Below are 26,894 nucleotides of genomic sequence, written 5' to 3' on the forward strand. Positions count from 1 at the left end.
GTTCATGAATTTGACTAGAAAAATTGCAAACTAGAATAGCTGTCAATGATGGCTGTAAAAGCAGACTTTTCAAGGGTTATTGCGATTTTTACAGCGGGGCTGTGCATTGATTTTAAGTGTTATTTACGTTAAAGTTATGAGGTGACGTGAAACATTGAGTTGTTTCACAAAAAGAGGACGAATGTGACCCCTTTAAGGAGAGCTATTACTAATGAATCCAGAAGAATTTAAACAAGCGTTAGCCCAACACGAGATTGCGCTGACGGCAAAACAATTGGGACAATTTGCGCTGTATTTTCAACTATTGGTCACGACTAATAAGCAGTTCAACCTGACCACGATCACAGCGGAACCAGAAGTTTATCTTAAACATTTTTACGATTCACTCACGCCAGCATTCTACGTTCCTGCGCTGCGTGATCAACCGCTCACGATTTGTGATGTTGGCGCTGGAGCCGGTTTCCCGTCGATTCCGCTCAAAATTGCGTTCCCACAGTTACAAGTGACGATCGTTGATTCATTGAATAAGCGAATCAATTTTTTAAATGATCTAGTCCAACAATTAGGCTTAACGGGTGTGAAAACGTTCCATGATCGCGCTGAAACGTTTGCTGGCAAGAAGTCTGCTCACCGGGAAAGCTACGATATCGTGACGGCTCGGGCAGTAGCGCGCCTATCAGTATTGAGCGAACTCTGCCTACCACTCGTTAAAATTGGCGGCCAGATGATTGCATTGAAAGCAGCCAATGCCCGTACTGAAACGGCTGAAGGGACATACGCCGTTCAACAATTAGGGGGCCAAATTGTTCAGGACGAGGCCTTTAGTTTGCCCGTGACTGCTGATCCGCGCCATATCATTGTTATTGATAAGAAGAAGCCGTCACCGAAGCGGTATCCACGCAAGCCGGGGACACCGGCGAAACAGCCGTTAACGGCACCAATGTAAGGTGGGAGGTAATTTCAATGGCATTTTCATTATTTGGTTCTAATCGTGATAAACATAAAACCGAGGCGGCCACGACCCCCACGGAGCAACAAATTGTCCGTATTCCGGTCACTGCCATTATCCCCAACCGGTTTCAACCCCGGCAAGTCTTCGATGAAACTGGTATTGCTGAATTGGCTGCTACGATTGCGGATCACGGCTTGTTGCAGCCAATTGTCTTGCGGGAATACGAACCGCAGAAATACGAAATTATCGCTGGTGAGCGGCGGTTCCGCGCCATTTCTTCACTTCATTGGGCAGATGTGCCGGCCATCATTCAAAAGATGGATGATGGTGAAACCGCGTCAATGGCGCTGATCGAGAATCTACAGCGACAAGATTTAACGGCCATTGAAGAGGCTCGGGCCTACCAAGAACTGATGGAACTCAACCAATTAACGCAATCGGCGCTAGCGAAAGAATTGGGCAAAAGTCAGTCGTTAGTTGCGAATAAGTTGCGATTGTTGAAGTTAGCACAGCCGGTTCAAACGGCGTTGTTGCAGCGACAAATCAGCGAACGGCACGGCCGCGCACTACTCAACTTGGCTGTGGAGCAACAGGCTGCGGTTTTGAAACGGGTGCTTGCTGATCAATTGACGGTCAAAGAAACAGAACAGCTAGTGGCGAAGACCCAAACGCCGCCGAAGCCCAAACGCAAACGTGCACGGGGGTTGACCGGCGATACGCGAATTGCTGTGAATACGATCAAAAAATCAATTAAGATGGTAACTGATGCCGGCTTACCCGTGAAGACCCATGAAGAGGATACGGATGACGGGTATCGGATTACGATTGAAATTCCAAAAAATCAACCAAGGGGTGATCAATAATTATGGGAACCGTAATTGCACTCGCTAACCAAAAAGGTGGCGTTGGCAAGACAACCACGAGTATTAATCTCGGGGCTAGTCTGGTCGAATTAGGCCAAAAAGTTTTATTAATTGACACGGATGCGCAAGGGAATGCGACCAGTGGTTTAGGTGTTCAAAAGTCGACCATCGAACGTGAAATCTATGACGTTTTAATCAATGACGTTCCCATTAAAGAAACCATTATCCCAACGAGTCATAAGGGTTTAGATATCGTTCCGGCTACAATTCAGCTTTCTGGGGCAGAAATCGAACTGACACCGATGATGGCACGTGAGACCCGCTTACGTGATGCCATCGATGACGTGAAGGATGATTATGATTATATTTTGATCGATTGTCCACCGTCGTTAGGCTTGCTGACCATTAATGCGTTTACGGCTTGTGATTCGATTTTGATTCCGGTTCAAAGCGAGTACTATGCTTTGGAAGGGCTGAGTCAGTTATTGAATACGATCAAGCTCGTACAAAAACATTTTAATAAACAGTTGCGAATTGAAGGCGTGCTATTGACTATGTACGATGCCCGTACCAATCTCGGAGCCCAGGTCAACGAAGAAGTTCGGAAATACTTTAAGGACGCCGTCTATAAGACGATTATTCCCCGCAATGTGCGGTTATCTGAAGCACCTAGCCACGGCCTATCGATTGTCGATTATGATGCCCGTTCGAAAGGTGCGCAAGTCTACTTAGCTCTAGCAAAGGAAGTGTTGGCCGCTCATGGCAAGTAAAGATAAAGATAATAAGGCGCTGGGACGCGGTATTGGAGCCCTGTTTGCCGATGTTAACGAACCAGCTAGTGAAGAAGCCGTGGTTGATCTAGATCTTAAGGATATTCATGCCAATCCGTACCAACCCCGGCGAACTTTTGATCAGACGGCACTTAAGGAGCTCGCCAGCTCGATTGAAAAGTCCGGCGTTTTCCAGCCAATCATTGTACGACAACCGGATGCCGAGCTGAATAAATATGAAATCATTGCTGGTGAACGGCGTTTTCGGGCGTCGAAGCTCGCTCATCAAACGACTATTCCAGCCATTGTCCGTGATGTTACCGAAGAACAAATGATGGAAGTAGCGGTGCTTGAAAATCTACAACGGGAAGATTTAACTCCGCTTGAAGAAGCTGCGGCCTACGATTCGTTGATGAAGAAGCTGAAGTTGACGCAGGCGGAAGTCTCAAAGCGCCTAGGCAAGAGTCGGCCATATATTGCTAATTATTTGCGGTTATTGGGCTTGCCAGATGGGGTCAAACAGTATATCCAAAAGGGCCAACTGTCCATGGGCCAGGCTCGAACGCTTTTGTCTTTGAAGGATAAAACCAAGTTAGCGCCATTAGCGAAGCGCGTCGTGAAGGATAACATGACGGTCCGTCAGTTGGAACAAATCGTGGCGCGTTATAACGGCGAGTCCAAGGAGCCGGCCAAAAAAGTTGCACCCAAGAAGTCACCGTACATCCGTGCGAGTGAAGAACAATTACAAGAGAAGTTTGGGACGGCCGTTTCGATTCAAACTAAGGCGAACAAAGCTGATCAAGGGAAAATTGAAATTCCGTACTTGTCAAATGAAGATTTGACACGGATTTTAGAAATTCTCAGTATTAATTTATAAAGGGGCGTTGCGCATGTATGATTTAGGTGATATTGTCGAGATGAAAAAGGCGCATCCGTGTGGTGTCAATCGCTGGGAAATTACCCGGATGGGCGCTGACATTAAGATTAAATGTACGGGATGTGGTCACGTGGTCATGATGCCGCGTCGTGAGTTCAATAAAAAACTCAAAAAGGTATTAGAAAGCAAAGCCGATCAAGCTTAATTATTAAAAAAGGAAGAGTGAATAACCGATATGGCACTTACAGCAGGTATCGTTGGGTTACCAAACGTTGGTAAATCCACATTGTTTAACGCAATTACGAAGGCGGGCGCCGAAATGGCCAACTATCCATTTGCGACGATTGACCCCAACGTTGGGATGGTTGAAGTTCCCGACAAACGACTAGACCGAATTCAAGAAATCATCCCCGCAAAGAAGGTCGTTCCCACGACTTTTGAATTTACGGATATCGCCGGGATCGTCAAGGGTGCTAGTAAGGGTGAAGGACTTGGGAACAAGTTCCTTGAAAACATCCGCCAAGTTGACGCAATTGTGCACGTGGTCCGGGCCTTTGATGATGACAATATCACCCATGTGACGGGTAAAGTCGATCCGCAAGATGATATTGAAACAATTAATCTAGAATTGAGTTTAGCGGACTTAGAAGCTGTTGATAAGCGTTTGGCTAAAGTGCAACGGGCTGCTAAGGGGAGCGATAAAGAAGCTAAGGCTGAGCTCGCTGTTTTGCAAAAGATCAAACCTGCCTTGGAAGCCGGCAAACCCGTGCGTTCACTAGAATTCAACGAAGATGACCAACAAATCGTCAAGGGCTTATTCTTATTAACGTCTAAGCCAGTGCTGTATGTAGCCAATATTGCCGAAGATGACATGGCCGATCCAGAAAACTCTAAGTATTTCCAAGTGGTTGCGGACTATGCTAAGCAAGAAGGAGCCCAAGCCATTGGTGTTGCTGCTGAAACTGAAGAAGAAATTGCCGAACTAGATGATGACGACAAGGCCGACTTTTTAGCAGCTGAAGGCGTTGAAGAGCCTGGCTTGAATAAGCTGATTCGGGCTTCTTACAAGCTATTAGGACTGGAAACCTTCTTCACGGCTGGTGGTAAGGAAACCCGGGCTTGGACGTTTAAACGCGGTACTAAGGCCCCTCAAGCAGCGGGAATTATTCACTCTGATTTTGAACGTGGATTTATTCGGGCTGAAGTGATGTCTTACGATGCTTTGGATGAAGCCGGTTCAGAAGCAAAGGTCAAGGAAAATGGTAAGCTGCGTTTGGAAGGTAAGGACTATGTCATGCAAGATGGCGACATCGTCGAATTCCGCTTCAACGTTTAAGCTGAAAGGAGCAATTGTATAGTGAGTGAGAGCGAAACTTCAAAGACACCTAGGAACGCCGCGGCCGGGGCCAAGCAGGCTCAAGCCGCAGAACGGCCAGTTCACGAAGCGACTGAGTTGACGAAGCGCAATGCTGAATATATGCGTCAGATGCGCAAGTCACTTGATGCCACAGCGTTGAGTGGTGAGAAAAAGACGGCAGTTCTGAATGAAATGACGTCTACATTGTTAGCGGAACAAGGTCGGGGAACCACGGCTCGTCAATTATACGGGACCGTTCAAGAACGGACCGAAGAGATTGTGAATCCAAAAAAGACACCGGTAGAACGTCAAAAGGCGAACTATTGGGTCACGGCGCTGGATAATGGCTTGATGCTATTCATGATTTTCTGCTTAATGTACGGGATCATGGGCTTCATCGGCACGAACGCTACTAAGAATTCAGCTGGTGCCAACGGGATCACCGCTATTCTGATTACGTCCGCCATTGGTGGTTTGGGCGTTGCTAAGTTATTCGAATACTTAATGCCTGCTAAAGATGGCAAGAAAGTTTCGTTATGGAAGAAAATCGCGTGGTCAGTACTGGCTATCATCGTTTGGATGTTAGTCTTTACAACCATGTCAATGATTCAAGGACCATTGAACCCGGTCTTACCAGGAATCGCGTACTTGATCATTGCCGTCGTCGTCTTCTTCGCCCGGATGTGGTTGAAGCGGCGCTTTAATATTACGACGAGCATGTTTTAGGCTCGGACTGAAAGACAAGCTGATGGCGTGCATTGGCTTGTCTTTTTGTCGATTGCAAGTGGTCATTGCTTGTTATTCACCTAGTTAGCTTTTAAACTGGTGATACGGATGTAATGACTGAATGAAAGTTGTGTGTGAAGTACGCTCGGCCCAACCTGGAACATTCGGTTGGGCGTTACAGGCTTAAAATAAGAACTTTCTGAAAATCTGCGCAACCCCTTGCATTTATCGCGATGTTTTGTTACCTTTACAGATAAAAATAAAAACATAAGGAGCTAACGTTCAATGTCTAATTGGGATACAAAGTTTGGAAAAAAGGGTTATACGTTCGATGATGTACTATTAATTCCGGCCGAAAGTCATGTTTTACCGAATGAAGTCAATTTAGGTGTTAAACTTGCCGATAATTTACAGCTGAATATTCCAATTATTAGTGCGGGAATGGATACTGTTTCAGAATCCGCAATGGGAATCGCGATGGCCAACCAAGGTGGCTTAGCTGTTATCCATAAGAACTTAAGCATTGAAGCGCAGGCTGAAGAAGTTAAGAAGATCAAAGCGGTCGTTAAGGATGATGATCACCCACACGCTGCCGTTGATGCCAACAATCACTTGTTGGCCGTTGCGGCTGTTGGGGTCACTAGTGATACCTTTGACCGGGCTGAAGCCCTATTTGCCGCTGGTGCGGACGCCATCGTTATTGATACGGCTCATGGTCATTCCGCTGGTGTGCTTCGGAAGATCAAGGAAATTCGGGCCCACTTCCCTAAGCAGACATTGATTGCTGGTAACGTTGCGACGGCAGAAGGCACGCGTGCTTTATTTGAAGCTGGTGTTGATGTTGTTAAAGTGGGGATTGGCCCTGGTTCAATCTGTACGACCCGGATTGTCGCTGGTGTCGGGGTGCCACAATTAACAGCGGTTTATGATTCTGCCAGCGTTGCTCGCGAATACGGCAAAGCTATCATTGCTGATGGTGGGATCAAGTATTCCGGTGATATCGTTAAGGCCCTCGCTGCTGGTGGTAACGCCGTGATGCTTGGGAGTATGTTAGCCGGAACAGCCGAAGCACCGGGTGAGGTTGTCTTTGACGATGGCCGTCAATACAAGTTCTATCGGGGCATGGGTTCCGTTGGGGCGATGTCACAAGCTCATGGTTCGTCTGACCGGTACTTCCAAGGTGGCGTGAACGAAGCGAACAAGTTAGTTCCAGAAGGTGTTGAAGGACGTGTGCCATTCAAAGGCAGCGTTGATGATATTATCTTCCAAATGTTAGGTGGTTTACGTTCTGGCATGGGCTACGTTGGCGCTAAGGACATTGATGCCTTGATTGAAAACGCCCAGTTTGTTGAAATCTCTGGCGCTGGGCTCCGCGAATCACATCCACATGAAATTCAAATTACAAAGAATGCACCGAACTATTCAGTCAACGGTTAAAATGACGATATCGTATGAGTCAGTCTGATTGGTTTAGTTGAATAAGCATCAAGTAAGCGTAGAACATCAACTTTGTTCTACGTTTTTTTGTCTGGTGAGTACCAGCGGAAGATATAGGCAGATGTAACGTTCGTGTAGATTGACCGTAGTGTTTCTTTCTTGTTAGGACGTTGATACTAGCTCTGTACACGATTGTGTTACTTATTAAGTTCATTAGATTTTTAATGATATCGTGGTATTAGTGATGCAAAGAAAGGGGCTAATATAAATGAAGTATCGGTTAATAGGGGTAGGTGCGAGTCTAGTCATCGCAGTCATGTTAACAGGGTGTCAAGCGAAGGCTACGACATTGGTCAAGTCAGATGCTGGCCAGGTCACACAAGCGGAAGTATTTAAACAAATTGAAAACCAGGCGACGACGCAACAGGCTGTTCAAGAATTGACTCTAAACAAAGTCCTTAATCAACGATATCATGTTTCACAAGCTGAAGTAACTGCTAAATTAAAAGCATTCAAACGGCAGGCAGGCGCAAATTATCACATGATTTTAGAACGTAATCATGTCACTGAACCGCGTTTAAAATCGCAAATCAAAGCGAATTTATTGATGGAGAAAGCCATTAGTGCTAAGTATCCAGTGACTAAAGCACAACTAAAAAAAGCCCGAGCAGCTTATATGCCAATGACAACGGTTCAACACATTGCGACGGCCAATGAGAAGCAAGCGCAAAAAATTATTGCTGAACTGAATGCGGGTGCTAGCTTTGATTCGCAAGTGCGAAAATATCAGAATAATCGACAAGCGCACACAACTGCTGGAAAATTAGCGCAGTTTGACAGTTATAATCAAACTCTAGCACCAGCAATTGTACAGGCTACAGCCAAACTACGAGTGGGACACTATGTCACGAAACCGGTCAAAACAGTTATGGAAACTGCCGACACGAAAGACAAACCAACTTATGAAATTATCAACGTTGTCAGTCGTCGATCTAAGACTGCGGCTGTAACTGATGATAGCGGTAAGCGGATTGATGTGACAAATTATTTGCGTGAAAAAATCCAGCAACAGCGGATGATGGACAAGCAGACGCAAGTTGCGACGATTCGGTCAGTTTTCAAAGCGGCCCACGTTAAGGTAGTTGATGCCCATTTCGCACCAGCGTTTAATGATTATTTAACCACCCAAAATAGCTAACAATAGAATCATCAGCAATGATGTGATGATTATGAACGCGTCTCTTAACCTGTCATGGGTTAAAAGGCGCGTTTTCGTTAGGTACTGATGATTAATTGCGCTATGATGGACTTATTAAAACGTATTGTACCAGTTTAGTGAGGTGCCAAATTCAACATATTAAGTAGGTGAGTAGATGCAACGGTTTCAGTCACGCCATTTATTCCAGTTACGAGAAATTGGCTTGGGCTTAACCTGTATCGGTGGCTTTATTGACGCATACACATTCATCCAACGGGGTGGTGTCTTAGCAGCTGGTCAAACGGGTAATTTGATTTTTCTCAGTGTTGATGTGGCACAGTGGAATTTACCGGGTGTGTTGACTAAATTAGCAACAGTCCTCTTTTTTACACTAGGTGTAATTGTTGTGGGTATACTGAAACAATGGTTGGGCGCGCGGTCACACTACTGGCGCTTGCCCGTTTTGGTGGCAGAGCTGGTTGTTTGTTTAATGGTCGGCATGCTACCAGCGACTGTTAGTAATGCGATGGTGGTCCCACCACTCGCATTCGTGATGGCGATGCAGACGACAGCCTTCAGCGCAATCGCCGGCCACGGCTATAATAACGTGTTCTCTACTGGTAATCTCAAGAAGGCAACGATCGCGCTTACGAATTATTGGTTGACAGGCGTGCGCACGGAGCTTGACACTGGTTTAGTGTATTGGGAATTAGTGTTGAGCTTTGCTACGGGCGCGATTGTTTCGGCGATATTGCAGCGGTGGTGGACATTACGGACGATATGGGTTGCGGCGGGATTATTGATCTTAGTAGGTGGATACTATACTTGGTTATTAGTTCACCGTACGGCAAATGACGCGGAATAGTTGCGTTTTCTCTAAAATCAATCGTTAACTGCCAAGCCCGGCCGCTTTTTTGGTAAAATAAAAACAGAATTATTTAAGGAGAAAAATAAGATGAAAATTTTAGTAGTCGATGACGACAAAGAAATTGCACAACTATTAGAAATTTATATTAAAAACGAAGGCTATGAACCAATTAGCGCCTATAATGGCCGTGAAGCTTTGACTAAATTAAATACGAATCCTGATATTGCGTTAATGATTTTGGATATCATGATGCCTGAAATGGATGGGATTGAGGTCATCAAAGAAGTACGGAAAGATTCCCAACTTCCAATCCTAGTCTTGTCGGCCAAGACTGGTGATATGGACAAGATTCAGGGCTTGATTACGGGAGCTGACGATTACGTCACCAAGCCATTCAATCCGCTTGAAATTATGGCACGGGTCAAGTCACTATTACGACGTTCTGAAAATAACGTGACGACTACCGAGCCTGATATTTTGGACATTGGACCGTTAACGATCAATAAAGATTCGCACGAAGTTAAAACGTTGACGGGTAAGGATATTCAATTAACCGCGTTAGAATTTGGTATTTTGTATTTGCTCGCAAGTCATCCTAACCGAGTCTTTTCAGCTGATGATATTTTTGAACGTGTTTGGCAGCAAGAAAGTATTGTCTCAGCTAAGACCGTGATGGTGCACGTGAGTCATTTGCGGGATAAGATCGAAGAAGCCACGGATGGAGAAAAAGTCATTCAGACCGTTTGGGGCGTTGGCTATAAGATTGAATCGCGTTAAGAGTGAGGGTTAGCTTTTGAAATTAACGGGACGCGAAAAAAGTGAATTATTTTTTGAAGGGGTAGTGACGGTGATTTTGCTACTCCTTTTAAACTTGTCGATCGTAGTACTGATCAACAGTACGATTGCGCATAATCCGGGGTTACAGAGCGGTATTTTCCAAATTAAGCGATCGATTACCATTGGTCCCAATAACTACCAGCTATGGAGTTATGAAAACATCTTTATTGGACTGATGCTGATTGCGGACGGTTTCGTATTATATTGGCGATTAATTCGACGATACAAACAGATGCAGTTACGACATATTATTAGTGAGTTGCATTATATTGCGGCCGGCCACTTTGACCATCGGATTGACTTTAATCTGACTGGTGATACACAACGAGTCGTTGAAAGTGTTAATGCCTTAGTAGACTCGGCAATCCACTCGATGGACGAGGAACGGGAAATTGAGCGGTCTAAGGATGCGTTAATTACGAATGTCAGTCATGATATTCGAACGCCGTTGACGTCAATTATCGGCTATTTAGGCTTAATTGAGAACAAACAGTACCAATCAGAAGAGGATTTAATTAAATATGCGCATATTGCCTATTTGAAGGCAACACAAATGAAGTCACTGGTTGAAGATCTGTTTGAATATACGAAATCACGGCAGACAGAGACACCGTTGGCCATTAATCGGTTAAACTTGACGGCCATGTTAGAACAGTTAGCGGCAAGCTTTGAGCTGGAAGCGAACAAGAAGCATCTGAAGATTGAAGTAGAAAGTGGCACGCAGCCTATTTACATTGAAGCCGATGCTGAAAAGCTGGGGCGGGTCTTCAGCAATTTGATCACTAATGCGTTTAAATATGGAACTGGTGCTAAAAACGTAGTATTACAAGCTGAACAACGTGGTGAAGAAGTCGTGATTCACGTCACGAATGATGGTCAGCGTATTCCAGCTGAGTCGTTGGGACGCTTATTTGAACGGTTTTATCGGGTTGAAGAATCGCGTTCTAAGGCGACCGGGGGTTCTGGACTGGGCTTAGCGATTGCCCAAAGTATCGTGGATCACCACGGTGGCTATATTTATGCGCAAAGTGATGATGAGCAGACAAGTTTTGTTATTCATTTGCCAGTTAAACATGACCACCCATTAACAAAAAAACAATCGGATATGATAAATTAACTTGTTTCCACAGACATAATTATTTAAACTAAAACTAGCATTAGCAATTAAGAAAGGGATAATTGAGAAATGAGATTTGCGGGAAAGTTAAAGAAAGTTATGATTGCCCTCGTTGCGGCAGTCACGTTTAGTACAGCTGGTTTAGGCATTGCGGGGGCTGACCTCCAGGCCCAAGCAGCCAGTACACCATCGATCTCTGCGAAAGCCGCCATTGCGGTTGACGCGTCGACCGGTCAGATCCTGTATGATAAGAACAGTAGTAAGCCAATGGCGATCGCATCAATGACGAAGATGTTAAGTACATATTTAGTGCTTAAGGCGATCCATGAAGGTAAGTTGTCTTGGAATCAAAAAATCAGTGTTAGCAAGGCAGTCGCTAAGATGAGCCAAAACACGGAATATGCGAACGTACCGTTATTATCAACGAAGACGTATTCAGTGCGGCAATTATATAACGCGACTGAAATCTATTCCGCTAACGCCGCTATCACAGCCTTGGGTGACGCGGTAGCCGGGACGCCCCATAAGTTTGTTAGCTTGATGCGGAAGACGGCTAAATCATGGGGGATCACGGACGCTACCATTATTAATGCCAGTGGATTAACCAATAAAGAGGTTGGCAGCACAATTGGGTACAGTAACGTTGCCGCCAGTGCTGAAAACGAAATGTCAGCACAAGATGTTGCTACCGTTGCGCAAAAGCTATTATCAGATTACCCAGAAGTTTTAAAGACTTCTAGCATTGCCCATGCTTGGTTTGAAAAGGGCACTAGTTCAGCAACCAAGATGGATAACCGAAACTACATGCTCAAAGGATTAGTTAAACATTACTCCGCACTTCCTGTGGATGGTTTGAAGACTGGGACTTCCACTAAGGCTGGGAATGCCTTCACTGGGACCGTTAAGTTTAGCAATGGTAACCGGATCATTACGGTCGTCATGCATGCCGGTGCCGCTAACGATAGTGGGACGGAACGTTTCACTCAAACGGCTGAAATCATGTCATATGTTTACCACAACTACACGACTACGACGATTAACAAGAATGGCAAGATCAATGGTGTGAAAGCCGTTGATGTCCAAGATGGGAAGTCCTTAACGTCGCAACTCGTTTCAAATAGTGGTGCAACCAAGATTTACTTGCCAACCGGGACGGATGCTAGTGCCGTTACTGGTAAGGTCAGCTTGAAGAAGTCGGCGACAACCGATGGTAAATTACAAGCACCCGTTAAGAATGGCAAGACTGTCGGTACTGTTAACTTGAACCTAAGCAAGAAAGCTATCAAGGTAGTTGACGGAACGACTAGCAAGAATATGACCATCAATGTAACGCCTAAGAAGTCCATCGACAAAGCAAATATCTTTGTACGGATGTGGCGCGGGGTTAAGAGCTGGTTCAACTAAATTATAGCAGTTAGTGTATTAGATTCTGTGGGTGCATTAGCTTAGTAAACGCTACGAGATATTTCTTAAAAGATATATTCCTCTTTGAGTAGGCAAGCTAGTAATTGAGACTTGCCTACTCAAAGAGGATTTTTTTGTTGGCAATAGTGATTCATGACAGGCAACTAATGACCAGGGCTGTGCCACTGATTTAGCTAATTAAAAATAATTAGCATCCAGAGTAATTTCAAAAAGGCACTGTCAAGGATGACCAAGTTGAACGGCTGCGGATGTTATGATAAAAAGAGTATTAATAGTCTTCATTTGGCGATGCTAAAAAAGCAACGTTTAAATCGGGATAATTATGAGGTGCTTTGTTAAAAATTATTCCCTAAATTAGGCCGTGTGCCTATCTTAGTCACTACTTCGACTATTCGCTACAAGCGTTCCAGTTTGAGCGTTCTTTCTTTTTTTGCTAATATTTGAATGCTAGCTTTGCGGATAAATTGCGATTCCATTTATGTAGAATTTGTTAGCATGATCCACGATTAACTGTATAATGAAGACTGATAACAGTAGTTAAACCGAATGGAGTGAAAGTCACCTATGAGCGTATCATTACGAACTGCAACCATGTCAGATTTACCCATTATTGTAGATATTTACAATCAAACGATTCCCAGTCATCAAGTGACGGCTGATCTTAAACCAGTTACGGTTGAGCAACGTCGAAATTGGTTTTTGAGTCATACCCCTGAACACTATCCGCTGTGGGTTGTTGTAAAGGACGACTCAGTGGTCGGTTGGGTTAGTCTGTCACCATTTTATGGACGGGCAGCGTATGCAAAGACGACTGAAATTTCAGTTTATTTGGATCGCAGTGTTCAAGGACAGGGAATCGGTAGCCAGGTTTTGACATTAGTTCCTAAACAATTACCTGTGTTGGGATTAACAACGATTATCGCTTATATTTTTTCAAGTAATATTCCAAGCATTAAGCTGTTCAAAAAGTTTGGGTACGAACAGTGGGGGTTTCTGCCAGAAGTCGCTGAATTAGGTGGCCGACCGAATGACTTAGTGATTCTGGGACAACATTTCAAGTAAAAAATGGTATTGATACCGCTTACATACACTTAAAAACTTAACAAGGTGTAGGATTGCAATAAAAAACATGTTAAAATTAAGTCCGAGTGTCTAAGTAATTTGACGCTCGCTGTTGTTGCTAGAATTCTTTACTGGTATGGTACTGGAGGCATTCTTGGTGAAAAAGAACGAGCCAAATTGGTTAGTGGTATTACGAACAGTAATGCCACTTGGGCTTAGCTATATTCCCATCGGGTTAGCTTGTGGGGTTTTATTGCATGCGGCCGGGTTCAACCATCTACTGACGGCGTTAATTTCGGTAATGGTCTTTTCCGGTGGCGCCCAATTTTTAATTGCATCGATGCTGACAATTAATGCACCGATGACAACCATTATTTTGATGATGTTTTTCTTGGAGTTACGGTACGCCTTATTAGGTTCCAGCTTATCGCGCTATCTGAAGGGGCAATCATTACCGTTCATTTTTACGTTTGCGTTTTCGATGAATGATGAAAATTACGCGGTCAACTATTTAAAGTTTGCGACGGACAAGCATTGGAAGCCATCGCAGGCCTTAATGGTCGAACACTATTCGTTATTATTTTGGACGGTAAGTAATATTATTGGTAGTTTGATTGGCAGTGCATTGACGATTAATCTCCAAGTGGTGGATTTTGCGCTGACGGCACTATTCATTTATATGGCAATTATGCAAACTAAGAGCCGCTTGATTATCTTAGTGGCAGTTTTGTCTGGCGTTCTAACGATAGGTTTTCTGGTCTTAATGAAGAGTACGCTGGGCCTAGTGGTGTCAACACTACTCGCGTCGTTGACCGGTTACTTTATTGAACGTTACTTGTTGGCACATAAGCCAGAAAGTCATTTACTCTATAAGGTTCACGATCCTACTGGCCAAACAGCCATGGAAGAATCTGACAAGTAGGGCACAGAGGGGTTTTTCTTATGCAATCAGTCAGCTCAATGAGTAGTATGGACCATTTTTGGTTGGTCATTTTTTGTGCGTGTGTGGCTTTCATACCACGCTTTTTCCCGCTACTGTTCTTTACGAAGCGGAAGATCCCAGAATGGTTTAATGAATGGATGCGGTTCGTACCCGTCTCACTATTCACGGCGTTAGTTGTTAAAAGTGTCTTTATCGATAGTAAGTACGCAGTGATCACTTCTGGCAATCTGGGGATGATTATTTCTGCTATTCTCGTTGGATTTGTGGCTTATCGCACGCGTTCAATGACTTTATCAGTGGTGATTGGTCTAGTCTCAGTGATGATTTTTGTGTTACTAATTCATATTTAGATTTTGTTGGAACTGGGTGACCCGGTTCTTTTTTATTATGATGAAAAGAGGATACGTTGATGGTATGGTTATTGGTTTTCTTACCCGGATTATTGGCTGGTCTGGTCCAAGGGTTAACGGGCTTTGGTGCGGCCATCGTCATGATGATCTTTTTACCACAGTTGTTTCCGATTGCTCAAAGTGCGGCCGTGGCGGGCGTTATTATGGCAGCCAGTGTCATAACATTAGTTTGGCGTTATCATCAGCATATCCACTTTCGTCAGATTATTGTGCCGTTTATCGTTTATGCCAGTGTGGCGGCCTATTCGGTACATCTTGGTCAAGTTTTAGATGTGCAATTATTGCGACGGTTATTAGGTGCGCTGTTAGTTTCGTTAGCCGGGTACTTTAGTCTGAGCAAACGTGCGGCGAATCAGACTTATCCGTGGTGGTTAGCCGGTCTCTTCATGATTATTTCGGGGTTCTTCAATGGGTTATTCGGTATTGGCGGCCCGCTGATGGCCCTTTATTTTCTATCACTTGCCGATACGACTGCGGATTACTTGGGAAATTTGCAGACTTTCTTTTTGATCGATGTGGTCTATATTTCGACAGTCCGCGTACTGAACGGTATTCTGACGCCAGTCTTGCTCCCCCATATTATGATTGGTATGGTAGGTGCAGTCATTGGGACGGCGCTGGCGGCACGAATCCTGCCGCGGCTACCCATGACGACAGTCCGGCATTTGATCTACTTGTTCATTGGACTTAGTGGCGGGTATTATTTGATTGTGCCAGTTTAGAACGAGGTATTTATCACCTTCACTACGAGTTGATTTTAGTGGTCAGGCGCAATGCGTTTGGCCTTTTTTGATGGTGCAAAGCGTCCAAGTGTTAAAAAATATTTTCAGAAAGCAGCGGTAGCACTTCGACAATCTGTCTTCGGTTATAAACGAGTTAATCCCAATGTATAAATTGAATATTATTAATTTAATAATCAAGAATTTGCCAGCTACAGCTGGAACAGTGCTTATCTGTTTTGGGAGCGGACGTGGATGCGTAAGATAGTGCCGTTGAGCGTGCCTGGCTGTAGCTTCTTAATCGGCCTTGCGCACGGTTCTAAAGTTGAACAACCGGGATTGAAATATTTATTGTTGAAGATTTTTTATTTTAACGATGCTTAATTACAGGTGCTACATAGCTGAAAAAAGCATTGGCTTATTGGTTTCCTTTTAGTATAGTTTTATTCTAAGAACTGCTAAATTGGGGAGACATATGAATAGCTACAGACGAATTCAAGTTATTGCAGGGATTTACTTGCTGATATACATTGCGGCACTTTACTTTTCGACGGGGGTTCAGGTTGGATTTAAGCTGGATAGTAATCAGCTCACTGGGTATGTGAGTTGTGGGCTGTTGCTGGCCGTAATTATGGGGTCAGAGTTTGGCAAACGATTAAGGATAAAAAAGCTATTTTCAATTTTGATACTAGTTAGCTGTTTGATTATTCTAGGGATAACTAGATTCAATGTTGTGAGTTTTAACGAGGCCTTCTGGTACTTTATCTTATTTGTTCGATACATCCCGTTCATTGTATTGATTGAAACCATCATCTTTATCTTTGACCTAGATTGAGCAAACCAGGCCCTAATGAGCATTCAACTCATTAGGGCCTGGTCTTTTAGTATTCTAGAACCTGGTTATGCCGAACTTTTAGTTGGCGTGAGTCTGCCATAGGACATTAGTGTGGATGTTGGCAACTACGCTAATCTTCGTCGGTAATCGTGCCTAGACCGTATTGATAAAGTAGTTCATCAGTACGATTAAGATCAAAGCGCTGACTAAGTGCGAAGATGACCAGAGCATCCCATTCATCCTTAGCATAAAGGACGGCGTAACCAGTTCGCTTGAGCATCGTGTTAAGCTCGGTCAGGGTCAGTTGAAAACCGAATCCGAGGGCGATGATGCGAGCCCGGTTAGGTCGGCGCTTGCCATCGAAGTACTGGTAACCGATCGAGGGCGTTAGATTAGCGCGCCGAATGACTTGGCTTTTAGTGACGTGTTTGATTTGAATAAGCTCGGCGAGGTATTCCGCCGGATTGGTACGAATAAAACTAGTGGCCATATTTGTCATAAATTGGTCGGCCTCACTTGCATGTTTGATTTCGTTAAATAGTTCCTTAGTTGCGCGTTCTACCACGGTTAGTGCCCCCCTAATACTCCTTCTTAATTAGTATTAGTGTACCAGAAACTACTGTAATTTAAAGGTCAAATGCCGATCACTGAAGTAGCTGGGATTGTAGATGAGTTCAACGGACCCATCTGCTTTGGCTTGACCAGTCATGGTACCACTGACAGAGCCACCAGCGGTCAGGTCACCACTATCTAATTGGTTATTTTCATCAATGTTGATCTCATCTAGGCTAGTTTGGTTACCGGCGGCCTTGATTTTAAAGTCAAACGGGTTATAGCTGACTTTATCTCTACCGCTATTTTTCAATGTTACGGTGACCGTATAATATTGATTGCCAGTTTTAGGCTGAACATCATTGAGCGTCGTTGCGGTTTTAACATTATTAACCGTTACTTGCACGTGATCGATGGTGGCTGTCTGCCCGACTTTATAAATCGTATTTGCCGGGGTTTCCTTAGCGGTGGACTTGCTAGCGCTGGTCTTTTTGGTCGTCGCTGCTTGTGAGTTTTTACCGTCTTGTGGAGAATTGACGAGGCTGATGACAAAGAAGATGCCAAGGAGAATCAGGACCCACGCCCACCATTTTTGATACCAAGCTTTCGTTTTTTGCATGAGCTTACCTACTTTCTTAGTGCTAAGCCGCCCGCAATAACAATGAGCAGACCGCTTAGAATCCCGAAGAAGCTGACAAAGACGAAGTTAAGAATCCCACAAAGGATGATCAACCAGCCCATTAAAACGTGATTGCGATTAATCATGACACTTAAAATAATCGCGAGGACAGAGACAATAATGCAGCCAACGCCAAGATTGCTGACCCCAGCCGATCCGCTGGTTTCTAAAGCACTACCGATGCCGCCGATGGTCATCGCCAGTAAGCCGGCAATGATACCGAAGATACCGCCAATAATTCCTAAAACTAATTCGGCTGTTCGCGACTGGTGTGCGACTGGTGTGACTTCGTTATTCTGATATTTTGACATTGTAATTCCTCCAAAAGTATGGTTATGATAAAAGTTAGTAATTTTGATAAAAAGGGGGGTGTCACGGTGTTACCGATTGTTCAAGCAATGCAATTGTTAAGTACGGCTGGTTATGAACCACTAGGACCATTAGTTGCGCAACGCGAGTTTCCGTTACTGGTTAAGAAGCAACAGGTTGTTTCGGTAGCTAAACTATTAAATCCTGATAATGTTCCTGTTCTACAGCGTTTGAAGCAGCAGCCAATTCCCCGAATGCCCCGGATCGAAGCATTATTAACGGCGACTGATTGCATTGTAAGTGTTGAGACCTTAATTAATGGTCAAACACTAGTGGATCGATTGGCCACACAAGGACCGTTTTCCCCCGAAATGACGGTGCGCGTCGCACAAGAATTGTTGATAACGCTACAGGCGTTGGGGCAACAACAAATTGTGCATCGGGACCTTAAACTAAGTAACGTGATGTGTTATCGGGATCACTACTATTTGATTGATGTCAACGCAGCGCGACAATATCATGCTGAGCAAGACAGTGATACTCGTTTATTAGGCACGAGCGGTTTTGCCGCACCTGAAAACTATGGCTTCGCCCAAACGGATCAACGGAGCGATCTATATTCGTTAGGGGTCGTTCTAAACTGTTTGTTGACTGGTCAAGAGCCGAGCGGGCCGTTAGATACAACGACACTGACACAGGATTCAACATGGGCCCCGATTATTATGAAGGCCACGGCCCTAGACCCACAGCAACGATATCAAAGTGCGACTGCAATGTTAGCAGCGTTACCTGGTCATGAGCATTATCGGCCGCACCATCAATCAATGATTAAGCGAATACAGGCCCGGCAATGGTGGCCGAAAATCAAACGACCTTTACAAATCAGTTTGTGGGGCCTCTACATCTTGCTCGTAGTTGCGACCATTGGTGCTGGCTTTGATAACACGACTTGGCCCGCCCGCGTCGATTTTTGGACCGAGGGTTTTATGATTATCGGGGCGCCACTGATTGCGCACTATGCCAATCAGTGGCTAAAACACCATTGGTCGGTATTACGCTGGCACCGATATCGGTGGTGGTTACGAGTAGCAGAAGCCATCTTCATATTTTTGATGTTAGGCCGTAACGGCTAGTGTACGTAGGCTGGTTAACCAATTACTAGTACGATAAATAGCATAACCGTTTAGTTATCAAAAGGCTTATGCAAAATGCATAATTTTCTGACTGCGGTGTTGATAACGTTGCGACTGCGTTGGCGCGACGACTGAATTCGACTGGGTAAGACTTTACTCAGTCGAATTTTGATTTATAGGTCAGGAAAGTGATTGAAAATAATCCTGAAAACTGTTGATGTGTTTTCAGGATTATTTGAGGAGACGATTGTATTTATGGTACAATGCTAGTCGTTGACACTTGATAACATAAATATATCTAATCGAATATAAGAAAGGAATATTTTGTCGAAATGGATTTAAAGCAAAGCGATGGTTGGCGATACTTAGCTGGGTGGAGCTTCATTCTATTAATGGTGGCGAGTGCCACATTGCAACATGATGCGGAAATCATTTTACCCGAAATCGGTGCTCTGACAGCCGGGACGTGGGTTTATCGTAAGACGGCGTGGACTCGGCAACCCTTAAAGTTATTCTTAGTACCATCTGGAACTGCAATTATTGGCTTCTTAGTCAATCAACTACCTTGGTCGTACGCCCTCAAAGTGCTTGTCGGTCTATTACTGATGCTATTATTATTGAAGGGGTTAAAATCGAATTTGGCGCCAGCCTTTGCTACTGGCTTACTGCCAATTATCATTAATGCAACGCACTGGACCTTTATCGTAGCCATCTTTTTCTGGACTATTTGCCTGATGATTGGGGCTTGGATTCAACGACCGCGATCAATCTCACGGGTAACCGAAGCTTCTGCTAGTCGCTGGCAAATGCTCGGCTTTATCAGCCTAGTTTTTGTCTGGGTGGGTATTGTTTGGCTAGCGGGACAGCCCCAGATGGCCGCAATCCCACCCGTGATCGTCGTTTTCTTTGAAGCGGCTCAACAGTCTGAATATACGGTAACGACCGCACTTAAGCAGTGGCTTGCATTGTCGGCTGCTGCTAGTATTGGGGTCGGCATTCACCTATTGATTGCTTCGTGGCTATTAACGACGGTCATTGCCTTACCACTTGTGTATTTGTGGTTACGGGCGCTTAACTTACAATTGCCAGCAGCGTATGCCTTTCCACTATTAGCCTTAGTGTTACCAGCCAATATGTTTAACAAACTACCGACATCCGCCGGTTTAGCGGCCGCTTTCTTCCTAGGATCGTTACTCATCTACCATCAGATCTTGGGTTGGGTACGCATGGCGGTGACTGAAAGCTAGTTGTCAGTCATTCCTGAAAAATGGTCAAAAAAATACCAACTATTTCGAAATAATCGAGATAGTTGGTATTTTGGCATTTAATTAAGCTTTATTGATTCGGTTATCCGCATACATGTATTTCCGGGTCATTGGTAAGGTTCGTGATGAAGCACCTTTAGTTACGAGGTACTGCATGACGTCAATGTTACCAGACTGGAAGGAAGCGGCACAGGCTTGTAGGTAGAGATCCCACATGCGAGTGAAGCGCACGCCCATCTTTTCTTCGATGGCAGCGCGCTTAGCGTTAAAGTTTTTATCCCAGATTTCAGTCGTCCGTTGGTAATGGCGACGGAGGGTTTCAACGTCAGCGACTTGTAAGCCGGCGTCAACAATGTGTTGTAAGTTTTCGGTCATCCCAGGAACGTAGCCACCTGGGAAAATGTACTTATCTAACCAACCGTTAGTGGCGCCACCTTGTTGCCGGGTGATGCCGTGCAATAAGGCAACGCCGTCAGCTTTAAGATAGTGGTTAACGCGTTCAAAGTACATTGCTAAGTTGTCCTTACCAACGTGTTCGAACATCCCAACACTGGTAATGTAGTCGAAAGTTTCGTCGCCAAGTTCACGGTAATCTTGTAACCGGACTTCAGCAACATCACTGAGGCCTTCATCCTTGATGCGTTGAGCAACTAGGTTATATTGTTCTTGTGATAACGTGACCCCGACGACTTTTAAGCCGTATTCTTTAGCGGCAGTCAACATCAACGTACCCCAACCGCAACCAATGTCTAGTAAGGTCTTGCCAGGTTGTGGGTTGAGCTTTTGAATGATGTGATGAACCTTATGAATCTGGGCTTCTTCTAATGTATCAGTGTCATGTTTGAAGTAAGCACAAGAATAGGTCATGGTTGGATCAAGCCACATCTTGTAGAAGTCGTTACCCACATCGTAATGGCTTTGGATGTCTTGTTGACTCTTCTTTTCAGAGTGAGATTGTTTAGGCATGAACTTCTTGAACTTAGAATTGTTGAAGAAACTTTCTGCCGATTCATAGGCCGATTCAATTAATTTTTGAATACTGCCATCAATTTCAATCTTGCCATCCATATAAGCTTCACCAAGGGCAATTGAAGCGTTCTTGGTAATTTCACGCATTGGAATGGCTTCTTTAAAAGTCACCGTGACTTCTGGTGTGCCTTCACCATAAGTTTCACTACTTCCATCCCAGTAGTTGACTGTGACGGGCATATTGAATGAGTGGCTTAGAAGGGTGTGGTAAAAGGTTTTTTCTAGCATTGCAATAAGGATCCTTTCTTCGTAAAATACACTAATTATTATACGCTTATGAAAACAGTTTTGTAAGCACAACGAATCGCGACCTGATTCGTAAACATGTTATAATAAATTAATTACAAAATCAGTTGATGGGGGTGTCGTGATGAAAAGATGGATGTGGATCGTGTTTGCAGTAATTATCGCTGTGGGGGTTGGTAGTTATTCATATACGCGGTACCGTCTGCAGGAAGACTCATACACGGCTGAAATGCGAACTGGTGAGCGGGCACTGCAAGCGCGGAATTATACGTTAGCGGAGACGAGTTTTACACATGCGACCAGAACGAAAGCTAGTAGTACTGAGGCGCAACGGTATTTAACCCAGACCCAGACTTATGTGGCTGGTCAAGAAGCATTGGCTGCGCGGAAATTTGACATGGCTAAACGTGACTTTATGACGGTTAAGACGACCAAGCACGGTGCAGTTACGTTAATTAATCAGGCCCAAGAACAACTTACCTTAATAAAAAAGGTGCAACAAAAACGCAAGACTTATCAACAACAGTATCAGAAAGCTGCTGAGCTGAATAAAGCGAATGAGTTTACGGATTCTAACGTTGTAATTGCTAAGTTATTGCAGGATAAGGCGTTTAAGCAACGTTACTATCAGGATATTCGGAAAAATGTGTTGGATTTACAGAAACAAAATAATGCGTCACTCAAGACATTGACCGGTTCAGCACCGGTGATCCCGAGTGCGGCACAAGCGGTTACGGGGATGACCGGAAGTCAGCAACAAACGCAACGCACGCCAGCCACTAAACAGCAGGCGGCTGCTTCATCATCAACTTCCTCAGCTAACCATTCGATGGGCTCGTCAGCTGCAGCTAACAACAGTTATGGTGACAGTCAAGTGCAGACGACTCGTGCTGAGTTGACTGCGCAAGGGCTCGACGGCAGTAGTTATAGTGATGCCCAAATTCGTGCTATTCTGCAACGAGCAGCGGCACAACACCTCTCACTGGCGCAAGCTGCCCAAACGATGAATTATAGCTCTGATCAGATTCAGGCAACGCGTGCGGAGCTAGCGCAAGCTGGATTTAATGCTAGTCAGTATACGGATGCCCAAATCGAGGCCATTTTACAACAAGCCAGTTTACAACATATGTCTCTGGCGCAAGCAGCGAGGTCGTTGCAGTAATATAAACAATTTAATAACAGTATGGAAGTCCACTTAACAATCATCGATAAAACACCTACTTTTAGGTGTCAATCGGTGATTTTTTTATAAAAACTGTTATAGAATGTAGGAGTAAGGACGGAAAGTTTTCGTTCTTGATATTTTGGTTCTACGGGGGCGGTCATTTTATATCGGTATTGGCCTTTTTTTAACGTTCATATGTCAAAATGGGTATAAAATTGACTATTTTGTGTACTATTTTTGTTTGATGCTATAGAATATTAACAGATTAGGGGGTTAAGGTGCCCGTTGATGATTGAATTAATGGCAGACCAAATTAACATGATTTGGTAAAGTAGTTCGATTGTCAATGGTGGGCATCGAAATTCAGTATGATTATTAATAAACATGTAATGCGCAGTACGAATGAAAAGCAAGTTCTGCAGCAGGTTATTAACGAAGGACCGATTAGCCGGAGCCAGATTTCACGGAACTTGAGTTTGAATAAAGTGACGGTTTCAGATATTTATAATCAGCTACTGCGGACCCAGTTCATCAAGGAAATTGGCTGTGGTGTCAGCACGAAAAACGGCGGTCGTAAACCAGTGATGGCTGAGCTGAACGTGAACTATGGTTTTGTGGCCAGCATTGACATGACGGCTGACGCAGTCAAACTTATGTATTCACGGTTGAATGGTAAAATTTTGCACTTTCAAAGCTTTAAGACGAGCGATATGACGTTGACGGATGTCATTGATTTGATTGAAGATCAATTACGGAACGTTGATGACTATGGTACGATTCATGGTCTGATGGGGGTCGCCATTGCGCTGGATGGGATTATTTATGAGAATAAAATCCTCAAGACACCGATCAAGGGACTAACACACTTTGATCTAGCAAAGTATTTACGTGATAAGCTACGGATTCCGGTAGTTCTGGAAAAGAAAGCTAACTTAACGGCCGTTTTTGAACGTGATTTCCATGACAATGAGATTTTCGATAACGTGGTTTCAGTAGTCGTTCGCGATCAAATTCATGCGGGAATCGTGGCTGATTCGCGACTATATTCTGGTCATGAAGGCGAAGCAGGTGAAGTGGGGACTGCTTTGTTAGAAGATCGGCACGTTGAGGACCACTTGGCATCCGTTAACGATTATGCTTCTGAAAAAGCCTTGTGGGCTCGGTTGAAGGCCATCAAGCATGTCGATCGACTAGATTTGACGACGGTCAAACATGACTACATCAACCATGATCCGGAAGTGACAAAGGTCTTCGAAGACTTTGTTTACTATCTATCTAAGGTGATTGCGAATGTTTCCACGGCGTTCGCACCAGATGTGGTTGTGTTGAACACGACCGTTCTAGAAATCTTGCCACAACTATTGACTAATGTTCGGGAGAGCACGGCCAAGCTAACTTCGCCAAGTCGGCAAGTTCCGATCATTGCAACCAAGAACGTACAGTCGGCGGCCTTGTTGGGTGGCGCCTCAGTTATTATTCACCAAGCATTAGGATTAGAGAGCTTAAAGATGCAGTTCTCATAAGTCATTAAGTGTTTATTTAAACGAACGTGTGAAGTTTATCGAGTGATTAGTGATAAACTTGACACGTTTTTTGTCGATTCACAACGGCCTTTTAATTTTTATTGCTGAGACTTTCCGTTAGAATAGGAGTAAGGGATAGTAGAGGGGTGGATGTTGTGGAATTTTGGTCACAGTTAATACGAAATGTGCGCTGGCGGCGCGCCTGCGTATTGGCGTTGATTGTGTTAACGCTATACTTGGCATCAAGTATGATGAGTATCATTTTATTAACGTTTATTTTTACGTTCTTAGTGACGCGGTTAGTTCGGGCAGTTCGGCGGTGGGTGAAGATTCCACCGACGATCATTGTCCTAGTGGTCTACGCACTAGTCATTCTTGGAATTTACTTTGCTGTATCGATTTATTTACCGCAGTTGATCAAACAAACTTTTTTGACGTTTGAATCAGTCTATCGGTTTTATCAGAACCCATCACATGATACTAACCAAGTGTTGACGTGGGTGACATCGTATTTTCAAGAGTCGGATATACTCAAACAATTGAAGGGCGGTATTTCAGTTGTGTTCCAGTATATTACTAATATTGGTAATATGGGACTAACCTTCTTCTTGTCATTTATTTTGAGCTTCTTCTTTACGATTGAGGATCATCAGATGCGGGTCTTCACGAAGCGCTTTTTGACCAGTACGTTTGGCTGGTTCTTTCAAGACGTCCATTTCTTTGCCAAAAAGTTTGTGAATAGCTTTGGCGTTGTTTTGGAAGCGCAGTTCTTGATTGCGATTGTCAATACGGTGATTACGGTAGCCTTCATGGCAATCTTGAAGATGCCTCAACTGATTAGCTTGGGATTAATGATCTTTATTTTAAGTCTGATTCCAGTCGCTGGGGTGATTATTTCAGTCGTACCGCTGAGCTTGATTGCCTATTCGGTTGGCGGTTTGCGCTACGTGGTCTATATGCTCTTAATGATTTTGGTTGTGCACGCCTTAGAAGCCTATGTCTTGAATCCCAAGTTTATGTCGAGTCGCACGGAGCTGCCCATTTTTTATACGTTTGTCGTATTACTAGTGAGTGAGCGTCTGTTTGGTGTCTGGGGACTGATCGTCGGTGTACCGATTTTTAACTTTATTTTGGACATCATCGGCGTGAAACCGGTTCACCGGCCGCGACCTAACATTAATCTGAAAAAAACGATTACTTTCCACCCGGATTCTGAAAATAAGCGCTGATATTGTTTTGATTTTTCGCTTTTTCAGTGTAAAATAGGGTGAGTAAATAACTTAAGAAAGAGGTCATTAACTGCTATGGCAAAATTAGTATTGATTCGTCACGGTCAAAGTGAATGGAACTTATCTAACCAATTTACTGGTTGGGTTGACGTTGATTTAAGCGAAAAGGGTGTTGAAGAAGCTAAGGCTGCTGGTCAAAAAGTTAAAGAAGCAGGCTTAGAATTCGATTACGCCTTTACTTCAGTTTTGACTCGTGCCATCAAGACTTTGCACTATGTGCTTGAAGAATCCGACCAACTCTGGATTCCAGAAACCAAGACTTGGCGTTTAAACGAACGTCATTATGGTGCATTACAAGGATTGAACAAGAAGGAAACCGCTGAAAAATACGGTGACGACCAAGTTCATATCTGGCGTCGTTCTTATGATGTTTTACCTCCATTATTGAGTGCCGATGATGAAGGTTCAGCCGTTAACGATCGTCGTTACGCTGACTTAGACCCTAACATCGTCCCTGGTGGCGAAAACTTGAAGGTTACCTTGGAACGCGTTATGCCTTTCTGGGAAGACCAAATCGCACCTAAGTTATTAGACGGCAAGAATGTAATCATTGCTGCCCACGGTAACTCATTACGTGCCTTAAGCAAGTACATCGAACAAATCAGTGATGATGATATCATGGACCTTGAAATGGCTACTGGCGAACCAGTTGTCTATGACTTTGATGAAAAGTTAAAGGTTCTTGGTAAGGAAAAGTTAGGCAAATAATTTAATAGTTATTTACTAGTTTTTTGGAGCACTCCGCTGTCTCAGGGGAGTGCTTTTTTGGGCGCTGAGGGCCGATAAGAGTAATTTCTGGAAATAAGACCAGCTCCCAAAACGGCAGAATGAGAATAAAGCAGAGAATTGGAGTTAAAGCTAAATATGAGTGAAAAAGTAGCAGCAGATGAAGTGACACAACGTGAAATGATCCGGATTATTGGTTTGTTCCGCAAGCAAGGTTTCAAGGGGAACTACCTGAGTTTTCAACATGTGGCTGATGAAGGTGCCGCGTACTTCGTGGTCATGGGTGACGAAAACAATGGTAACCAGGGCTTGTTCAAAGCTAACTTATTGACTGGTGACGTGGCGTTCCAGTACATGTTGGATGAGGACCATGTGGTAAGTAAATAGATACCGGATAATTAGTATAAAAGCGTAATCGTTAATTTTCATGATGAAAGAGGCTATATCTGTCGTAGCCTCTTTTTTGGGGTCTCTGTCAACCGGTGTTGATGAAGTTATATTTAGAATCCAATTCATTTACGAATTGGGTTCTTTTTTTCGATTTTGATTTTGAACTCAATTTGAATTCGATAAATAAAGTTT

29 protein-coding genes are annotated in these 26,894 nt (G+C 44.0%); 25 read left to right on the forward strand and 4 right to left on the reverse strand.

Annotated features, from left to right (window positions below):
* The first annotated feature begins 211 nt into the window (after nt 1–211).
* The 18 genes from rsmG (at nt 212) to MZO41_RS16855 (ending at nt 15,945) form a co-directional block, all read left to right on the forward strand.
* Nucleotides 212–946, forward strand: a complete 735-nt coding sequence (gene rsmG, locus MZO41_RS11400; protein ID WP_013355962.1) for a 16S rRNA (guanine(527)-N(7))-methyltransferase RsmG — start codon at nt 212–214, stop codon at nt 944–946.
* 17 nt (nt 947–963) lie between these two features.
* Complete coding sequence (noc, locus tag MZO41_RS11405; RefSeq protein WP_003642432.1) at nt 964–1,815, forward strand: nucleoid occlusion protein; 852 nt, start codon at nt 964–966, stop codon at nt 1,813–1,815.
* 2 nt (nt 1,816–1,817) lie between these two features.
* Complete coding sequence (locus tag MZO41_RS11410) at nt 1,818–2,585, forward strand: ParA family protein (protein ID WP_003642431.1); 768 nt, start codon at nt 1,818–1,820, stop codon at nt 2,583–2,585.
* Nucleotides 2,575–3,462 (forward strand): ParB/RepB/Spo0J family partition protein, encoded by an 888-nt coding sequence (locus MZO41_RS11415; protein ID WP_013355961.1) that lies wholly within the window; start codon nt 2,575–2,577, stop codon nt 3,460–3,462. Before MZO41_RS11410 ends, MZO41_RS11415 begins: the two co-directional genes overlap by 11 nt.
* Nucleotides 3,463–3,475: 13 nt before the next feature.
* Nucleotides 3,476–3,667, forward strand: a complete 192-nt coding sequence (locus tag MZO41_RS11420; protein WP_003639829.1) for a DUF951 domain-containing protein — start codon at nt 3,476–3,478, stop codon at nt 3,665–3,667.
* Between the two features lie 30 nt (nt 3,668–3,697).
* A complete protein-coding gene (gene ychF, locus MZO41_RS11425) occupies nt 3,698–4,798 on the forward strand; it encodes a redox-regulated ATPase YchF (RefSeq protein WP_003642429.1) in 1,101 nt (366 codons plus the stop codon).
* Between the two features lie 21 nt (nt 4,799–4,819).
* Nucleotides 4,820–5,545 (forward strand): DUF1129 domain-containing protein, encoded by a 726-nt coding sequence (locus tag MZO41_RS11430; protein WP_003642428.1) that lies wholly within the window; start codon nt 4,820–4,822, stop codon nt 5,543–5,545.
* Nucleotides 5,546–5,830: 285 nt separating this feature from the next.
* Complete coding sequence (guaB, locus tag MZO41_RS11435; RefSeq protein WP_003642427.1) at nt 5,831–6,982, forward strand: IMP dehydrogenase; 1,152 nt, start codon at nt 5,831–5,833, stop codon at nt 6,980–6,982.
* A gap of 268 nt (nt 6,983–7,250) precedes the next feature.
* Nucleotides 7,251–8,180, forward strand: coding sequence for a peptidylprolyl isomerase (locus MZO41_RS11440; RefSeq protein ID WP_003642426.1), 930 nt, complete (start codon nt 7,251–7,253; stop codon nt 8,178–8,180).
* Between the two features lie 175 nt (nt 8,181–8,355).
* Entirely contained in the window at nt 8,356–9,045 is a 690-nt protein-coding gene (locus MZO41_RS11445; RefSeq protein ID WP_003642425.1) for a YoaK family protein, read from the forward strand.
* 90 nt (nt 9,046–9,135) lie between these two features.
* Complete coding sequence (gene croR, locus MZO41_RS11450) at nt 9,136–9,825, forward strand: response regulator transcription factor CroR (RefSeq protein ID WP_003642424.1); 690 nt, start codon at nt 9,136–9,138, stop codon at nt 9,823–9,825.
* Nucleotides 9,826–9,841: 16 nt separating this feature from the next.
* Nucleotides 9,842–11,002, forward strand: coding sequence for a sensor histidine kinase (locus tag MZO41_RS11455; protein WP_003642423.1), 1,161 nt, complete (start codon nt 9,842–9,844; stop codon nt 11,000–11,002).
* A 69-nt stretch (nt 11,003–11,071) separates the two neighbouring features.
* Nucleotides 11,072–12,406 (forward strand): D-alanyl-D-alanine carboxypeptidase family protein, encoded by a 1,335-nt coding sequence (locus tag MZO41_RS11460; protein ID WP_003642422.1) that lies wholly within the window; start codon nt 11,072–11,074, stop codon nt 12,404–12,406.
* A 585-nt stretch (nt 12,407–12,991) separates the two neighbouring features.
* Complete coding sequence (locus MZO41_RS11465; protein WP_003642421.1) at nt 12,992–13,489, forward strand: GNAT family N-acetyltransferase; 498 nt, start codon at nt 12,992–12,994, stop codon at nt 13,487–13,489.
* A gap of 136 nt (nt 13,490–13,625) precedes the next feature.
* Nucleotides 13,626–14,411 carry an AzlC family ABC transporter permease gene (locus MZO41_RS11470; protein ID WP_003642420.1) on the forward strand — a complete coding sequence of 262 codons (786 nt, stop codon included), beginning with the start codon at nt 13,626–13,628 and terminating at the stop codon, nt 14,409–14,411.
* 20 nt (nt 14,412–14,431) lie between these two features.
* Entirely contained in the window at nt 14,432–14,782 is a 351-nt protein-coding gene (locus tag MZO41_RS11475) for an AzlD domain-containing protein (RefSeq protein WP_003642419.1), read from the forward strand.
* A 59-nt stretch (nt 14,783–14,841) separates the two neighbouring features.
* The gene (locus tag MZO41_RS11480; RefSeq protein ID WP_013355958.1) at nt 14,842–15,564 is read left to right on the forward strand and encodes a sulfite exporter TauE/SafE family protein; all 723 of its coding nucleotides are present in this window, start codon (nt 14,842–14,844) and stop codon (nt 15,562–15,564) included.
* A 252-nt stretch (nt 15,565–15,816) separates the two neighbouring features.
* A complete protein-coding gene (locus MZO41_RS16855; protein ID WP_013355956.1) occupies nt 15,817–15,945 on the forward strand; it encodes a hypothetical protein in 129 nt (42 codons plus the stop codon).
* Between the two features lie 581 nt (nt 15,946–16,526).
* Here MZO41_RS16855 and MZO41_RS11485 read toward each other — a convergent pair.
* Genes MZO41_RS11485 through MZO41_RS11495 form a run of 3 tightly spaced genes read right to left on the reverse strand, consistent with a single transcriptional unit; the run spans nt 16,527 to nt 17,938 of the window.
* Nucleotides 16,527–16,961 (reverse strand): hypothetical protein, encoded by a 435-nt coding sequence (locus MZO41_RS11485; protein ID WP_003642414.1) that lies wholly within the window; start codon nt 16,959–16,961, stop codon nt 16,527–16,529.
* Between the two features lie 51 nt (nt 16,962–17,012).
* Nucleotides 17,013–17,567, reverse strand: coding sequence for a DUF4352 domain-containing protein (locus MZO41_RS11490; RefSeq protein WP_003642413.1), 555 nt, complete (start codon nt 17,565–17,567; stop codon nt 17,013–17,015).
* A gap of 8 nt (nt 17,568–17,575) precedes the next feature.
* Nucleotides 17,576–17,938, reverse strand: a complete 363-nt coding sequence (locus tag MZO41_RS11495) for a DUF4064 domain-containing protein (protein WP_003643441.1) — start codon at nt 17,936–17,938, stop codon at nt 17,576–17,578.
* Nucleotides 17,939–17,962: 24 nt separating this feature from the next.
* Between MZO41_RS11495 and MZO41_RS11500 the strand changes: the two genes are divergently transcribed.
* Both MZO41_RS11500 and MZO41_RS11505 read left to right on the forward strand, forming a co-directional pair.
* Nucleotides 17,963–19,069, forward strand: a complete 1,107-nt coding sequence (locus MZO41_RS11500) for a serine/threonine protein kinase (RefSeq protein ID WP_013355955.1) — start codon at nt 17,963–17,965, stop codon at nt 19,067–19,069.
* Between the two features lie 332 nt (nt 19,070–19,401).
* Nucleotides 19,402–20,316 carry a hypothetical protein gene (locus MZO41_RS11505; protein WP_013355954.1) on the forward strand — a complete coding sequence of 305 codons (915 nt, stop codon included), beginning with the start codon at nt 19,402–19,404 and terminating at the stop codon, nt 20,314–20,316.
* Nucleotides 20,317–20,397: 81 nt separating this feature from the next.
* Here MZO41_RS11505 and MZO41_RS11510 read toward each other — a convergent pair whose 3' ends face one another.
* Complete coding sequence (locus MZO41_RS11510) at nt 20,398–21,591, reverse strand: SAM-dependent methyltransferase (protein WP_003642409.1); 1,194 nt, start codon at nt 21,589–21,591, stop codon at nt 20,398–20,400.
* Between the two features lie 142 nt (nt 21,592–21,733).
* On the opposite strand from MZO41_RS11510, the gene MZO41_RS11515 reads away from it, so the two are divergent.
* The 5 genes from MZO41_RS11515 (at nt 21,734) to MZO41_RS11535 (ending at nt 26,699) form a co-directional block, all read left to right on the forward strand.
* Nucleotides 21,734–22,771, forward strand: a complete 1,038-nt coding sequence (locus MZO41_RS11515; RefSeq protein WP_022638484.1) for a hypothetical protein — start codon at nt 21,734–21,736, stop codon at nt 22,769–22,771.
* Between the two features lie 371 nt (nt 22,772–23,142).
* The gene (locus MZO41_RS11520; RefSeq protein WP_003643436.1) at nt 23,143–24,297 is read left to right on the forward strand and encodes an ROK family protein; all 1,155 of its coding nucleotides are present in this window, start codon (nt 23,143–23,145) and stop codon (nt 24,295–24,297) included.
* A gap of 155 nt (nt 24,298–24,452) precedes the next feature.
* On the forward strand, nt 24,453–25,526 hold the full coding sequence (locus tag MZO41_RS11525; protein WP_003642406.1) for an AI-2E family transporter: 1,074 nt from the start codon (nt 24,453–24,455) through the stop codon (nt 25,524–25,526).
* Between the two features lie 75 nt (nt 25,527–25,601).
* Nucleotides 25,602–26,294 carry a 2,3-diphosphoglycerate-dependent phosphoglycerate mutase gene (locus MZO41_RS11530; RefSeq protein WP_003642405.1) on the forward strand — a complete coding sequence of 231 codons (693 nt, stop codon included), beginning with the start codon at nt 25,602–25,604 and terminating at the stop codon, nt 26,292–26,294.
* 156 nt (nt 26,295–26,450) lie between these two features.
* Nucleotides 26,451–26,699, forward strand: a complete 249-nt coding sequence (locus MZO41_RS11535; RefSeq protein ID WP_003642404.1) for a hypothetical protein — start codon at nt 26,451–26,453, stop codon at nt 26,697–26,699.
* The last annotated feature ends 195 nt before the right edge of the window (nt 26,700–26,894 follow it).

Origin of the sequence: Lactiplantibacillus sp. C232 (assembly GCF_023806725.1) — a bacterium.
In the GTDB taxonomy this organism is placed as follows: Bacteria; Bacillota; Bacilli; order Lactobacillales; family Lactobacillaceae; genus Lactiplantibacillus; species Lactiplantibacillus plantarum.